Origin of the sequence: Arthrobacter sp. HY1533, assembly GCF_027568515.1 — a bacterium.
In the GTDB taxonomy this organism is placed as follows: Bacteria; Actinomycetota; Actinomycetes; order Actinomycetales; family Micrococcaceae; genus Specibacter.
Map to the genome: position 1 here is coordinate 275,013 of NZ_JANKZF010000001.1, position 14,154 is coordinate 289,166.

Annotated in this window: 10 protein-coding genes; 7 read left to right on the forward strand and 3 right to left on the reverse strand. The window is 60.4% G+C overall.

From position 1 onward, the window contains the following. The first annotated feature begins 81 nt into the window (after window positions 1-81). The 7 genes from PCK14_RS01330 (at window position 82) to PCK14_RS01360 (ending at window position 7,919) form a co-directional block, all read left to right on the forward strand. Window positions 82-786, forward strand: coding sequence for a TetR/AcrR family transcriptional regulator (locus tag PCK14_RS01330; protein ID WP_269936660.1), 705 nt, complete (start codon window positions 82-84; stop codon window positions 784-786). Window positions 787-918: 132 nt separating this feature from the next. Continuing rightward, window positions 919-2,334 carry an aspartate aminotransferase family protein gene (locus PCK14_RS01335; protein WP_269936661.1) on the forward strand — a complete coding sequence of 472 codons (1,416 nt, stop codon included), beginning with the start codon at window positions 919-921 and terminating at the stop codon, window positions 2,332-2,334. Window positions 2,335-2,337: 3 nt separating this feature from the next. Then, complete coding sequence (locus PCK14_RS01340) at window positions 2,338-3,762, forward strand: NAD(P)/FAD-dependent oxidoreductase (protein WP_269936662.1); 1,425 nt, start codon at window positions 2,338-2,340, stop codon at window positions 3,760-3,762. Between the two features lie 30 nt (window positions 3,763-3,792). Next, on the forward strand, window positions 3,793-4,929 hold the full coding sequence (locus PCK14_RS01345) for an ABC transporter ATP-binding protein (RefSeq protein ID WP_269936663.1): 1,137 nt from the start codon (window positions 3,793-3,795) through the stop codon (window positions 4,927-4,929). A 1-nt stretch (window position 4,930) separates the two neighbouring features. After that, a complete protein-coding gene (locus PCK14_RS01350) occupies window positions 4,931-6,097 on the forward strand; it encodes a polyamine ABC transporter substrate-binding protein (RefSeq protein ID WP_269936664.1) in 1,167 nt (388 codons plus the stop codon). After that, window positions 6,094-6,999: an ABC transporter permease gene (locus tag PCK14_RS01355; protein ID WP_269936665.1), complete on the forward strand. Its 906-nt coding sequence runs from the start codon at window positions 6,094-6,096 to the stop codon at window positions 6,997-6,999. The genes PCK14_RS01350 and PCK14_RS01355 overlap by 4 nt, the downstream gene beginning before the upstream one ends. Further along, complete coding sequence (locus tag PCK14_RS01360; protein ID WP_269936666.1) at window positions 6,996-7,919, forward strand: ABC transporter permease; 924 nt, start codon at window positions 6,996-6,998, stop codon at window positions 7,917-7,919. The genes PCK14_RS01355 and PCK14_RS01360 overlap by 4 nt, the downstream gene beginning before the upstream one ends. A 421-nt stretch (window positions 7,920-8,340) precedes the next feature. Here PCK14_RS01360 and PCK14_RS01365 read toward each other — a convergent pair whose 3' ends face one another. The 3 genes from PCK14_RS01365 to PCK14_RS01375 form a co-directional block, all read right to left on the reverse strand. Further along, window positions 8,341-10,236: an esterase/lipase family protein gene (locus tag PCK14_RS01365; protein WP_269936968.1), complete on the reverse strand. Its 1,896-nt coding sequence runs from the start codon at window positions 10,234-10,236 to the stop codon at window positions 8,341-8,343. A 98-nt stretch (window positions 10,237-10,334) separates the two neighbouring features. Further along, a complete protein-coding gene (locus tag PCK14_RS01370; RefSeq protein WP_269936667.1) occupies window positions 10,335-10,802 on the reverse strand; it encodes a hypothetical protein in 468 nt (155 codons plus the stop codon). A 926-nt stretch (window positions 10,803-11,728) separates the two neighbouring features. Beyond that, the gene (locus PCK14_RS01375) at window positions 11,729-14,140 is read right to left on the reverse strand and encodes a hypothetical protein (RefSeq protein ID WP_269936668.1); all 2,412 of its coding nucleotides are present in this window, start codon (window positions 14,138-14,140) and stop codon (window positions 11,729-11,731) included. Between the last annotated feature and the right edge of the window lie 14 nt (window positions 14,141-14,154).

Genomic DNA, 14,154 nt, shown 5'->3' on the forward strand with positions numbered 1-14,154 from the left:
GCGCGCAACACCCTTGTCAACGGTGTTGACTCAAATTGTGTGAAATTGGTTACGGGCCATTGAAACGTGCAGAATACAAACATGAAGCCAGCAACCACCCCCCGCACCACACCCCGTTCCGCAGCGTCGGGGCGCGTCCGCCTCGATCGTGAAACCATCATTGCGGCCGGGCTGAAGCTTGCCGCCAGCCCGGGTTGCTCAGCGATCTCGGTCCGCGAGCTGGGCAACTTGCTGGATGCGGATCCGACGGCGATCTACCGCCACTTCAGGAACAAGGAGCACCTGATGCGTGAACTCCTTGATGAACTTATTGAGCGGAGCGTGGCCTCCGTCAAGGCCGACCCGGAAGACTGGCGCGAGCGGTTGACCCAGTTGGCGGCCTCAACCCTTGACCAATTCACCCAGTACCCGGCCATCGGCGTTGAGGCAATTGTGTTGACAACCCACGGCCCCGGCGAGCTGGGCGCTGTCGAGTTCATGCTCGACGCCTTTTCCCGCGCCGGGCTCTCAGGGGACGACCTGGTGCGCCACTATGCACTCATGGCCTCCCAGATACTCTCCAGTGCCGCAGGAATTGCACGGGACCGCAACGGTCGCGGCATCCGGGCAGATGAATCCAGCCCGTGGTTCGAGGGTCCCATCCTGGTGGACCCGCGCACGTACCCGCACATTGCCGCCGTCAGCGAGCAGTTGACCACCCTGGAGGATGCCGAGCTGTTCATGCTCGGCGTCACCACCGTCATCCAGTCCGCCGAGCGGGCGGCAGCATTGACGCGACAAGGCTAGGAATCGCCACTTTTTTCACGGCTCCTCCTACTTTCGCAACGGTTTCTGAAGAATTTCGATAGATTTCCTCCGGAATCCCTTGCCAGCATCGACCCGGGGCGGCAGACTGGACAGCGCACGGCATCGACAGTGATGCCCGTCACAATTGCCGAGGAGAAGTCCGTGTCCCTGTTGCGCTCTGCTGCCCCAAGCCCGCCGCTGAACCGCCGGGCCGCACATGAGAACCTGTGGCTGCACTTTTCGCCGCAACCCCGGCATGCCGCCGAGCTGCCCATGATCGTCCGGGGCGAGGGCGCCTACGTCTTTGATGACAAGGGGAAGCGCTACCTGGACGGCCTGGCCGGGCTGTTCACTGTCCAGGTGGGCCATGGCCGCAGGGAACTCGCAGAGGCTGCGGCACTCCAGTCGGAGCAGCTCTCCTACTTCCCGCTGTGGTCCTACGCCAATGAGCCGGCAGCGGAACTGGCCGGACGCCTTGCGGCACTGGCCCCGGGAGAGCTGAACAGGGTCTTCTTCACCAACAGCGGCAGCGAAGCCGTGGAATCCGCATGGAAACTTGCCAAGCAGTACTTCAGGATCAAGGGAAAGCCGGGCAAGCACAAGGCCATCTCCCGCACCACCGCCTACCACGGCACCACGCACGGGGCCCTGTCCATCACGGGCATCCCCGAACTGAAACAGGACTTTGAACCCCTGGTGCCCTCCACCTTCCGCGTGCCCAACACCAACATTTACCGGGCCGAACACCACGGCGAGGATCCCATTGCCTTTGGCCTCTGGGCCGCCAACCAGATAGAGCGGGTCATCCTTCAGGAGGGCCCGGACACCGTGGCCGCCGTGTTCCTGGAACCCGTCCAAAATGCCGGCGGCTGCTTCCCGCCGCCGCCGGGTTACTTCCAGCGGGTGCGGGAGATCTGCGATCAATACGACGTCCTGCTGGTCAGCGACGAGGTGATCTGCGCCTTTGGCCGGCTGGGCACCTACTTTGGCGCCGAACGCTACGGCTACGTCCCGGACATGATCACCTGCGCCAAGGGGCTCACCAGTGGCTACTCCCCCATGGGCGCCCTCATTGCCTCGGAGAAGCTCTATGAGCCGTTCGCGGACGGACGCAACGTCTTTGGCCACGGCTACACGTTCGGCGGGCACCCGGTCTCAGCCGCCGTCGCCCTTGCCAACCTTGACATCTTTGAGCGCGAGAACCTCAACGGCCACGTCCGCGCCAACGAGGACGCCTTCCGGGCCACCCTGGAAAAGCTGACGGACCTGCCCATCGTGGGTGATGTGCGCGGCGCGGGCTATTTCTACGGCTTGGAGTTGGTCAAGGACAAGGCCACGAAGGAGACGTTCAGCGAGGAGGAATGCCAGCGGGTCCTGAAGGACTTCCTCTCCAAGGAACTGTTCAACAATGGCCTGTACTGCCGGGCCGATGACCGCGGCGACCCCGTCATCCAGCTGTCCCCGCCCCTGATCATTGGCCAGCCCGAGTTCACTGAGATTGAATCCATCCTCCGCACCACACTCACCCAGGCACAGGAGTTGCTCTAATCCATGGCGTCAACAGTTTTTGAACGAAACATTCCCTCCCCTGCCGTGATTGAGGCGGCCCTGGCGGGGGCCAAGCATGTCCCCTTCTGGCTTGACGACGTCGGCCCCGCACCCGTGGGTGCCCCCCTCACGGGCCGGCACGCCGCGGATTTGGTGGTGGTGGGAGCCGGGTACTGCGGCCTGTGGACGGCGCTGCTCGCCAAGCAGGAGGATCCCGCCCGTCGCGTGGTGGTCCTGGAGTCCCACACGGTGGGCTGGGCGGCGTCGGGCCGCAACGGCGGTTTCGTCGAGGCGAGCCTGACCCACGGGCACGACAACGGTGAGAGCCGCTTCCCGGAGGAGATCGACCAGCTCAACGCCCTGGGCCTGGCCAACCTCAACGAAATTGAACAGGCGGTCAAGGACCTGGGCCTGGACTGCGAGTTTGAGCGCACCGGCTCCATTGGCGTTGCGGTGGAGGCCTATCAAGTCGCCGAGCTCAAGGCAGCGGCCGACGGCGGGGACACGGTCTTCCTTGACCAGGACCAGGTGCGGGCGGAGTTGAACTCCCCCACGTACCTGGCCGGGCTGTGGTCCAAGCAGGAGACAGCCTTGGTTCACCCGGCCAAGCTGGCCCGGGAACTGGCCCGGGTGTGCCGCGAGCTGGGGGTGGAGATCTTTGAGCACTCCGGAGCCACCTCTCTCGTTCCCGGCAAGGGCGGCGGTGACGTGGTGGTCCACACCGACAGGGGGCGCGTCACCGCAGCCAAGGTTGCCCTGGCCACCAACGTGTTCCCGTCGCTGCTCAAGCGCAACCGCCTGTTCACTGTGCCGGTTTACGACTACGTGCTCATGACCGAGCCGTTGACGCCCGAACAGCTGGAGTCAATTGGCTGGAGCAACCGCCAGGGCTTTTCCGACTTGGCCAACCAGTTCCACTACTACCGCCTCAGCGCCGACAACCGCATCCTGTGGGGCGGCTACGACGCGCTGTACCATTTTGGCCGCGGGGTGAAGAACGAGTACGAGGACAGCCCGGAAACGTTCCGGAAACTGGCCAGCCACTTTCTCACCACCTTTCCGCAGCTGGAGGGCATCAAGTTCTCGCACCGCTGGGCCGGGGCCATCGACACCTCCACCCGTTTCTGCGCCTTCTTTGGCACAGCGCACGGCGGACGTGTTGGCTATGCAACGGGATTCACGGGCCTTGGGGTGGCGGCAACACACTTTGCCGCGAAGGTCATGCTCGACCAGTTGGCCGGCCGGGACACGGAACGGACCCGGTTGAAGATGGTCAGGTCCAAGCCGCTGCCGTTCCCGCCGGAGCCGTTCGCGTCCGTGGGCATCCAGGCCACCCGCTGGTCCCTGGATCGCGCCGACCACAACGGCGGCAAGCGGAACCTGCTCCTCAAAACCCTCGATGCCGTTGGCCTCGGCTTCGATTCCTAACCCCCGTCCCAGGAAGCACAGGAACACACAATGACTCAAAATTCAGTCATCAGTCCCACAGTTGCCGGCGGCGACCCCACGCACGGCACCGGATCGGTGCAGATCCGCGGCGTGGTTAAACGCTATGGTTCGTCCACCGCCGTGGCCGGAATAGACCTGGATGTGCGCTCCGGGGAGTTCCTGTCCCTGCTGGGTCCCTCCGGCTGCGGCAAGACCACGCTGCTGCGCATGATTGGCGGCTTCGAGGAACCAGACCAGGGCGACATCCTGCTGGCGGGAAGTTCCGTGGTGGGGGTCCCGCCCAACAAGCGCCCCATCAACACCGTGTTTCAGGCCTACGCCTTGTTTCCGCACATGACCGTGGCCGAGAATGTGGCCTACGGGCTGCGGCAAAAACGCACCCCCAAGGCCGAGGTTGCCGCCCGGGTGTCCGAGGCACTGGGCCTGGTGCAGATGTCGAAGTTTGCCAACCGGAACCCGAAACTGCTCTCCGGCGGCCAGCAGCAGCGCGTGGCCCTGGCCCGGGCCATCGTCAACCGGCCCAAGGTGTTGTTGCTTGATGAGCCCATGTCCGCCCTGGACAGGAAACTCCGCGAGGAGATGCAGCTCGAACTCAAGCAGCTCCAGCGCCAGCTGGGCATCACGTTCATCTTTGTCACGCACGACCAGGCCGAGGCCATGTCCATGAGTGACAGGATTGTGGTGATGCTGGACGGGCAGATCCAGCAGGTGGGCACGGCGGAGGAAATCTACACCAATCCGGCAACGTCCTTTGTGGCCGGGTTCATCGGCAAGCAGAACTTCATTGCCGGCACGCTGGGCGCCGACGGGAGCGTGGAAACGGCCGACGGCGTGCTGCTGGCCCAGGCGCCCGGAACCGGCACCGTGGGCTCGCAGGTCTTGGCCGCCGTGCGGGCCGAATCAATCATGGTTCACAGCGAAAAACCCGAAGGCGCGGTAAACGTGGTGGGCGGAACAGTTGGCGTGGTCTCATTCCTGGGCGACGTGATCCAGTACCAGATCACCACCGGCTCCGGCCATGAACTCCTGGCCCGCACGGCACCCAGCAACGGTGTCCTGCCCACGGCGGGCACGCCCGTGTGGTTCAGCTGGCAGCCCCAGCACGTGCAGGTCTTCCCCAACCCCCATCCCAGTGCGGGAGCGTGAGATGGAGAGGAACCCACCCATCAAGGTACTGGCCCCTGCAGCAGCCATCCCCAAGATCAGCCGGCGCGCGCTCCTGGGCGGCTTCGCCGTCGTGGGCGCCTCCCTTGCACTGGGCGGCTGCTCAAATGCGAAGGGCTTCGCCGCGTCCGCAATCCCCAACGGCGAACTGGGACGGCAGCTGAACGTGTATTCGTGGGGTGACTACGAGGACCCGGACAACATCAGCGACTTTCAGGATTCAACGGGCGTGCGGGTGCAGCTGGACAGCTTTGGCTCCAATGAGGAGCTCATTGCCAAGCTGGCGGCAACGCGGGGCACCAGCGGCTACGACGTGGTGGTGCCCACGGGCCTGTACATTCCCCAAATGGTGGCCAACGGCCTGCTGCAGCCCCTTGACCACAGCCTGCTGCCCAACATGGCCAACCTGGACTCCACCTACACGAACCAGGTGTGGGACCCGGGCAACAAGCACTCCATTCCCAAGGCATGGGGAACCACGGGGTATGTGTACGACACCACAGTGATCAAGGACGAACTGACGTCGTGGCAGGACTTCATGACGGCCGCCGAGGGTCCCGCGAGCGGCAAGACCGCCGTGCTGGAGGATTCGTGGGAGGTGGTTGCCATCTACCTGGGCGCCAAGGACATGGACATGAACTCGACCGACCCTGCCGCCTTGGATGCCGCCGAGAAGTACCTGGTGGAAACCCTTGCCCCGAGCATCAGGGCGTTCAATTCAAATGTTGTCACCTCCGGCATCCCGCAAGGCACGTTTGCGCTGATGCAGGCCTTCAACGGCGACGCCCGCCAGGGCATGCTGGCTGCAGAGGATCCGGAGCGGTGGAAGTTTGTGTTCCCCACGCCCACGGCAAACCTGTGGATGGACAACTGGGCGCTGGCCACCGGCGCCCAGCACCCGGACGCCGCCTACGCGTTCATCAACCACATGATGAACGCCGAGGTGGCCCTGCGCGAGGTTGAATACATTGGCTACCACACCGGCATCAAGGACCTGAAAGAGGCCGCCTTGGCCAACGAAATGGAACTGCCCGATCTGGTCTTTCCACCACAGGAAGTGTTGGACAGGTTGACGGCGGCAGTGCTCAACGACGGGCAGGAACGCCGGGTCCAGATCCTCAACCGCATGCAAGCGAAGGCAGGGGCATGAGTAAATTTTCACGGAAAGACGTTGGGGCGGCGGCACTGTCCTTTCCCAGCTGGGCCTACCTGGTCTTCTTCTTCATCATCCCCGTGGGCCTGGTCCTCTGGTACAGCTTTGGCTACAAACCGGACTTGTTCACGGCCCACTCCAACAGCATCCTGTCCTTTGACAGATACATTGAGGCGCTGGACCCCACCTTTCTGTCCACGTTCATCAACACCCTCCAGATTGCCGGCCTGGGCACGTTGATCTGCCTGCTGATAGGCATCCCTTTTGCCTACTGGATGGCGGTCAAAGTGCCGGTCAAGTGGCGCGGACTGCTGGTGGCCCTGGTGCTGGTGCCGTTCTGGACCAACTTCCTGGTGCGCACCCTGGGCTGGCAGATCATGCTGGCCCCCGAGGGCTTTGTCTCTGATGCCCTGCAAAACCTTGGGGTGATTGGCGGGCCCATTGAAATTCTGTACACCCGCGCCGCCGTCCAGTTGGGCGTGGTCTACAACTACCTGCCCTTGATGATTCTGCCGTTGTTTGTCTCATTGGACCGGGCCGGGGCCAGCTTGCGCGAGGCCAGCCGGGACCTGGGGGGCAACCGGTGGCGGACCATGTTCCACATAACGCTGCCCCTGGCCGCGCCCGGCATCATTTCCGGGTGCCTGCTGGTGTTCATCCCGTTGATGGGTGACTACATCACCGCCTCCGTCCTGGGCGGCGCGCAGGGCAACATGGTGGGCCAGCTGGTGGCCAACCAGTTCAACTCAGCCCAAAACTGGGCCCTGGGCTCGGCCATGGCGGTGATGTTGATGGTCTTCATCCTGCTCACCGTTGCCATTGTTGGCGCCATCTACCTGATCATCCGTGCCATCCTGCGCTTCAACCGCAGGGTGCTCATTGAGGAGCCCGCATCATGAGCACTGCAGTCCTGAACGATCCCGCCGAGAAGCGGTCGGCCACGACGGCCGGAGGTCCCGCCCCCATCCACAGAAAGCGGCGGGATCCGATGGCCGTGGGCATGGCAATCTTTGGCGTGCTGGTGTTTTGCTTCCTGTTCCTGCCCATCCTGGTCATCTTCATTTACTCCTTCAACACCGGCCGCCTGCTGGCGGCATGGGAAGGATTCGGCTTTGACGCCTACATCAATGCAGCAGGCAACCAGGTGATCCGGGGCTCCGTCATGACCTCCCTGCAGGCAGCGCTGGGCACTGCTGTGCTCTCCACCATCCTGGGCACCCTGGGCGGGCTCGCCCTGGCGCGGGCCAGGAAGAAGGCCAAGTGGGCCGCGATCCTGACCGGCTTGCTGGCCCTGACCCTTGTCACCCCGGAGATTGTTGACGCCATCTCCATCCTGCCCTGGTTTGTCAGCCTGGGCACCGACTTTGGCATCACCCCCATCAACAACGGCATGGTCAGGCTGGTGGTGGCCCACACCGTCATGTCGATAGCCGTGGTGACGTTCATTGTGCGGGCACGCATGCAGGGCACCGACATGGCGTTGGAGGAAGCAGCCGCGGATCTGTACGCCACCCCGTGGAACAGGTTTTGGCAGATCACCCTGCCCATCGCGGCCCCCGGAATCCTGGCCGGAGCACTGATGTCCTTCACCCTGAGCCTGGACAACACCATTGTGTCCAGCTTTGTGCAGGTCCCCGGCAACACGCCCTGGCCTGTGTACATCTTCAGTTCCCTGCGCGTGTCACTGCGTCCGGAAATTGCAGCCGTCTCCACCATCATGTTGCTGCTGACCCTGGTGGCGCTGGCCGTGGTGGCCCTGGTGCTGCGGCGCATGGGTGAGAGCTCCACGGACATCGCCAAGACGATCGCCGGGACCTAACCCGCCTCCCCGCGCCGAGTCTGACGCAGAAGTGGGGGGGGGGGGGGGGGGGGGGGGGGGCCCCCCCCCCCCCCCCCCCCACACGGTCTCTGACTCAGATTGCCCGGGGGAGAGTTGCCGAAAGGTCCCCCTCGGCACTCTCCGTCAGACTCGGCGAGACTTTCCACGTCGTTGGGAAAGATCGCGACCCAGATCGCCTGTCAATATCTTGACGAAAGGTGGCTGCGCCGTGTCCGCACCACAGCCCGTCCAATCCTCCGGAACCATCAGGATGATTGTTCCTGCCAGGGAGCCTTCAAACGGGCAAGCTACACATCGGAAAGGCGATCAGCATGCTCCGCCACGGCCCCATCCCACCGAAGGCATGAAATGCGTTGGCAACACCAAACTTCAAGGCTTCGTGAAAGTTCGACCTTTACGGCTACTCGCTGAGGAAGCCGAAAAGCTCGTCTTCGGTAGCTTTTAGCTCCCGCAGTTTTGTTTCTGCGTCGATATCGGCACTGAACTCCCAAGCCATATTGAAGCCGGTGTCGCCGCGCACAACGACACCAACCAGAGAGTCGTTACCGACGATGCAGACCTTCTCATAACAGCTGACCCAACGGGGAAGGCCAATGTTGTTGTGCCCGGAGACTGCCGCCGCACCGAACCAGATCGACAGGCCGGGATACTCGTCATGGCGCCAGACAGGCCAACCGTGGTCCCCGGCCATGGTCCCGTCAGAGGCACCGTGCCCTTCGCCAGCACCCACGGCTGCCGGTTGCTCCACGTAGGCGTCACCAAGCACCCCCAGGGTTCCAAACGCCCCGGGCAGTCCGTTGCAGCTGCCGCCAACAACCCGGGCCGACACGGTGAGGGTGTCCGTCGAAGCAATGTTGAGGTCAAGCGAACGGGTTTCTGCCCCAGTTAGAGTGAAACGGGATAGTTCGTTGGTGCCCGCGGCCAATGTGTATTCAACGCCAAGGCTGACGGGAACTCCAAAACGCTGTCCCACAACGGCATGAAATCCCGCATACTTTCCGCCCAGCGCATAGTTCTGCGTCGATGCCTCCGAACTGCAAGAGGCTGCCTGACTTGTGCTGTTGGTGAACTCGTCGCCTTGGGGGCCCAGGCGACGGGACACCTCCACGCCCGATTCGGCGGACCCGCTACTGGGTACCTCATAAAGCCAGGTGCGCTGGCCCTGGGTTGGCAGGTACCCGCCGTGGGGCAGAGTGGCGTCCATAGCCAGGATGAAGTTGGCCATCTGGAACTGGCTGGGCCCGTTCGTGGGCAAGTTGCTGTGGAAGCAGCGGCTTTGCATGCCCTCGAGCATAAGTGGAAATTGAGAAATACTGGCCTTCCCCGTGGCCAATCCGTCCAGGGCGAGGGAATCTACACCCAACGATGCAAGTGTTTTCAGTTCCTCTACAATGACGCCACCAAGCCCCGATTTGACCGCCTGGGCCACAGCCAGCGAATTCAGATAGCTCGAAGACTCGTTACACCGTCGGGTGTAGCTGCCCATAACTTTTCCGGAGACAGTCCCACTGGCGGAACCAACGTAGCCATTGGAAGAACTTGCCGGGACGACGGTGTCGCCAAATAAGGCGAAGTCCGCAGTTGTCTCATTATCGACAAATGGAATGTCGAAGAGCTTCTTCTGAATCACAATATGTGATCCAACAGTGGCGATCATGGTGTCCTTGGGCAGGTATCCGGGCTGGTTGCAATCCTGCTGACGTTCGGCAGCAAGACATTTCACGGCATCGGTCCCGGCTGGGATCAGGGAGAATCCGTTCAGGTAGGCCGTTCCGTATCGGGCGAGTTCGTCCACTAGGGTGGCGGCCATGGTCCCGCCCCACGGTGAGCCCTGGTGTGGGGTGCCCAGAGTGACAATACCGGCCAAAACCTCCGGGCGGCCTGCCCTATTCAGTGACTCCGCGGCTGACCGCAAGGCGATTCCGCCCATGGAGTGCGCCGCACCAATGACCCCGCCCTTGCCGCCGCCGGCGGAATAGGATTCGGCGGCACGCCTAATGTAGTCAGCCAGGCATGTGGAAGTGTGGCTCCCGACCGGCCACGTTGAATGCTGGGTTTCGTAGTCAAAGGCCAAAACCACAAAGCTGGTGCCAAGATACTTTTGCAGCATATCTACGGCAGTCGCTGACGACGAGGCGCTTCCGAGCCAGCCGTGCACCCAAACCACCGGCCGTCCGGCCATGGCTTCCGGAACTGCACTGGAATGCTTAGAGCAGTCTTCGGATGCGGAGGCAGGGGAAGCTGCGGCCACACTGAACACGGCATTGCCGGCAACGGCCAGCGCACAGGCAAGCATCAAGGCCACCCACCGTTGCCCCAGCCGCCCGTGCCGTTTGAAATTTAGGGGGTGTACGAAGACCCGTGCTCGGTGAGCAAACTGGTTGGTCCCGGCATTCACGGCAGTGTCCGTTCTGCGTACATGAGCTTTGGCGCCCCGTTCACCTGCACGATGCCCAGCGTCCAAAGAATGTCGCTTTTGTCCTTGGCCTGAACCTCCCACAGGTCCTGCGCCAAGGTGATCCGGGAGGACCTGTCCAGAACCAGTTCCAACGATGCGATCGTGACGGCGAAATCAGGATCGGGGCTCTCATTGCTGGAGAGGGGAAGTATGGCACTGATGCCGGCGGCGTCTCCTGAATTCAGTGCGCGTTGAATCGTCGTCTCATGCGCCTCAAATGGATCAATCGAGGCTGTTGCAGCGGCTGGAGAGTAGAAGCTTGGCGTGCTGGACGGATTTGTCGATGACTCAACGTCACCAACCCTCGTCAGGAACCAGGCAGCAACCGCGACAACAATGGTCAGCACTGCAGTCGTCCATGCCAGTATCCACTTGCGTCTGGATTCATTGACTATGCCGACCATGGGACTCCGTCCGTTGAAACGCTTATCGCGGTCAGTCTATGGCTCACGTTTACGGTGGAATCGGTCCGCCGTGCTGACTGTCACCTACTTGGGTGACGGCCAGCCAAACGCTAGGTGGGGACGTCGACGGCACCCGATGGGGTCCCGCGAGTGTTCGGGCCTCGAGCTTTCGTGGCGGTATGTCCATCCGGAGTCATTGATGTCTGAATGGTGCCCCTGACAGGTGAACAATATAGGCGGTTTCACACTTCCATTTCGAGTTGATGCTATCGGCGACTGGGTCGAGCCCCAGGTTGCACAGTTTCCGACATCGACCAACTCCGCAAGCAGCCCGAAGGCTATGGCCGAATCTTGTCGGATCCGACGACGAACCACTTGTTCAAGGTCTTGGCAACCGCGCAATCGGCGAAGCTGTTGGATGAGGTCAACAGAGCAGGGGCCGAATCCAGGGCCCATGTATGAGAGCGAACCGGGGAAGACACACCCCAGCACCGTGCCAGTTGGCCCCTCCGCGTCATTGATTTGGATGCCTCATTGCTGACTTCCTCATGGGGGAATAGGGGCGACGAAGGGATGGCGCCACGGGCACAAGATCCTGATCCGCACCGATTCTGCCGGTGGCACGCATGGGGTCGTAGTCTGGCTCTTTGATGAACGCTACGAATTCTCCTACCAATTCGTATACACGATCAGCGAGGCCGTGGCCGCTGTACTGGCGCACATCGCGCCGGCCGGATAGTCCCAGCCATACGAACCTGATGGCACGGGACGGGTAAGAGCGTGGGTGGCCGACATCATCGGCGGGGACACCAAACAAACTGCGGCCAGGCCCTCTGAAATTGACAGCAGCTCACCAGTCACGACCGCCAAAAGCCCCGCACCGGACACACGTTCAGCACGCTGCTTTCCCGGCCAGGGTGAAAAGATCACCTAAACCTGGGAATCCTATTTTCAACATCCGTAGGAAACAACAGAAAGAATCCAAGGACGGAAGAGACGACAAGAGCAATAGCCAACAGGTTCTGCGTGGCGATATGTGAATCCAGCAACCGCATCTGCTTTTCTTCCTCGCTCTCCAATCGGTCGGGTCCTCTGTACAATTTCATCCTCCCCGGGAGTGACATTACAGAATCCAGCTCACTGCAGTCATCGCCAGCATAAGCCGGAACATTCAGATTTCTTGCGGCCATCTGGCGACCAACATGGCTATTATTTACTCCAATTATCCATCGAAGGCCCGTAACATACAAAGTCAGGAATCCAATCAATACGACGCTAACCAATATCCATCGAAAGAAGTCGTATTTTTGCTCCGGGACATGCGCCACAACAGAATGTGGCAGCCATGCCAAAAATAGCCATTGAGCCAGAATCATCAATGAATCTTGCGCGGCGTTGGTTTGTGCGTCCGAGTATGTTCCCGACTCGACCGCACCCATGCGAAAAGCAGTAACAGTATTGCCCATGACCAGGGCAGCCACGACACCGTATGCAAATAGAAAAACGAAAAGCGAGTTCAAGAATGGAACAGCTGATTCACGCCCGCCTACGCCAACAGTGAGCGACCAGTTTACCAGCACAAACACGGCAACACCCATGAAGGAACTTGCGCCCAACCACCCCGGCGAGACACGATTGGAATGAAGCCGAATTCCGTTGTTGATAACACAAAAGAATGCGAAGCACCCGAGCAATGCAGACTGCATAATAGGTAGCACCGATAATTCTCCGGACAGCAGGGTATCACGGCCAAAGATTACAATCGATACCACCGACATGGCCACGAGCAGGACGCGATGCACTCCAAGCTGGGCCGTATTGGTGGAATGAGAAATCAATGTACGCATCTTAGAATGCAAGAGCAACATGACAACAACGACCACTATAATCGCAAGGCCGCAACCTATCAACGAGATGTCGGGAATCAAAACTTCTTGCTTAACTGTCCAATTGAATGACTTCAACGTCAGGATGGTTAAGCCAAGAATTGATGCGAATGCCGCGAGGAAAGACAAAGTCAACTGCAATCTGACTCGATTGACTGTAATGACAATGACTTTTGAATCCTTGAGTTCGGAATTTGCATCCGAAGATATTTGTGCCTCAATTTCTGTAATCGTGGCAAGCTCCGATTTCGCCATGCGCATTCCAGGACCGGCTAGGACCGCAGATAAGAGCCCGAACAACAGGGACATTACCGCACCACTAAGTTCCTGACTCTCAGACGCTGCCAGGGCGCCTGTCGTACTTGCCAGAAAGACAAAGGAGGTGACAAGCCATAGGTAATCATTTCCAATTTGCGCTGATCCACGAAGAAATACCCTAAGTGTCAGGACCAATCCGAAGATCAGGATGAACAACAGCGCCAATTGTGCCAAGTGCGCCCCCCGGCTTGGTGTCACATTCGACGCTGCAACTGGCAGAATTATAAAAAGGGCACCCGTGCCCATCGCTTCCAGCCAAACACCTGTGAGGCTTAGATCTTTCCTGAGCAGAGAGGCCCTGCTCCGGCGTATTTCATGTCTCTTGCTGGCCGTCAGCCCAAGAGCAGCGCCAATGGCCGCGGCGCTAAACACAAATATTCCGGCCACCGGATCGGGTTCCATGCAAACGATGACTATAGCTGCTGAAACGGCCATTGTGACACCGACTACGATTGGCCGAATGGTGTAGGTCCACTCCGACCCTGAAGCCCAGAATATGGAGCCTGTCATCACTAATGTACATGTGACCATGGATATAATCGAATAGGTGCTGGAAAGCGTTTGATTGGTTGGTTGGGAGTCATAAACCGCCAGTATACTGAAGGCCAATCCGGCAGCTATCGAAACGGCAACCGCCGGAGAAGCCAACAATCTTCTCACTTTCGCGATTGCATTGCGATCCCTAGTCGAGGCTCGCAATCGAATGATCACTTCAACCCACAACATCGCAATACCTGTTGATGCTACGACAAGAAAGGCCGCATGCCAGCTGCCGGCAAAATTGAGGACGTGCGGCCTCGGAATCGTCCAATTGAGGCCTGGTTCAGGATCCAACAGCCAACCGAGCACTACAGCACTGCTGCCAATAGATGCAATCAATAGCGACCAAATCCGATGACTCTTCTGATGTGGGCTTGGAAGTCGTTGTATTTGGTATACAAGCACTGCAACGAGACTAGGCAACAGCACAGCGTCACCCCAAGTAGCGCTCTTGTAGGCATAAAGACCTGGTGTGCTCGTGTCATACCTTCCGAATTGATAGAAGACAGCCATGGGGACAAATCCAATGAACAGCATCAGAAGTCCACATAAAATCGGCAGGAGCCTTGCAAAGGTCTGAAATCTATCGTTCATTCAAAGTTTCCTTA

Bases quoted from the DNA above. Each gene is read 5' to 3' on its own strand.
- PCK14_RS01365 (WP_269936968.1), bottom strand. From the start codon at position 10,236: ATGCTTGCCTGTGCGCTGGCCGTTGCCGGCAATGCCGTGTTCAGTGTG.
- PCK14_RS01360 (WP_269936666.1), top strand. From the start codon at position 6,996: ATGAGCACTGCAGTCCTGAACGATCCCGCCGAGAAGCGGTCGGCCACG.
- PCK14_RS01355 (WP_269936665.1), top strand. From the start codon at position 6,094: ATGAGTAAATTTTCACGGAAAGACGTTGGGGCGGCGGCACTGTCCTTT.
- PCK14_RS01340 (WP_269936662.1), top strand. From the start codon at position 2,338: ATGGCGTCAACAGTTTTTGAACGAAACATTCCCTCCCCTGCCGTGATT.
- PCK14_RS01330 (WP_269936660.1), top strand. From the start codon at position 82: ATGAAGCCAGCAACCACCCCCCGCACCACACCCCGTTCCGCAGCGTCG.
- PCK14_RS01335 (WP_269936661.1), top strand. From the start codon at position 919: ATGCCCGTCACAATTGCCGAGGAGAAGTCCGTGTCCCTGTTGCGCTCT.
- PCK14_RS01350 (WP_269936664.1), top strand. From the start codon at position 4,931: ATGGAGAGGAACCCACCCATCAAGGTACTGGCCCCTGCAGCAGCCATC.
- PCK14_RS01345 (WP_269936663.1), top strand. From the start codon at position 3,793: ATGACTCAAAATTCAGTCATCAGTCCCACAGTTGCCGGCGGCGACCCC.
- PCK14_RS01370 (WP_269936667.1), bottom strand. From the start codon at position 10,802: ATGGTCGGCATAGTCAATGAATCCAGACGCAAGTGGATACTGGCATGG.
- PCK14_RS01375 (WP_269936668.1), bottom strand. From the start codon at position 14,140: ATGAACGATAGATTTCAGACCTTTGCAAGGCTCCTGCCGATTTTATGT.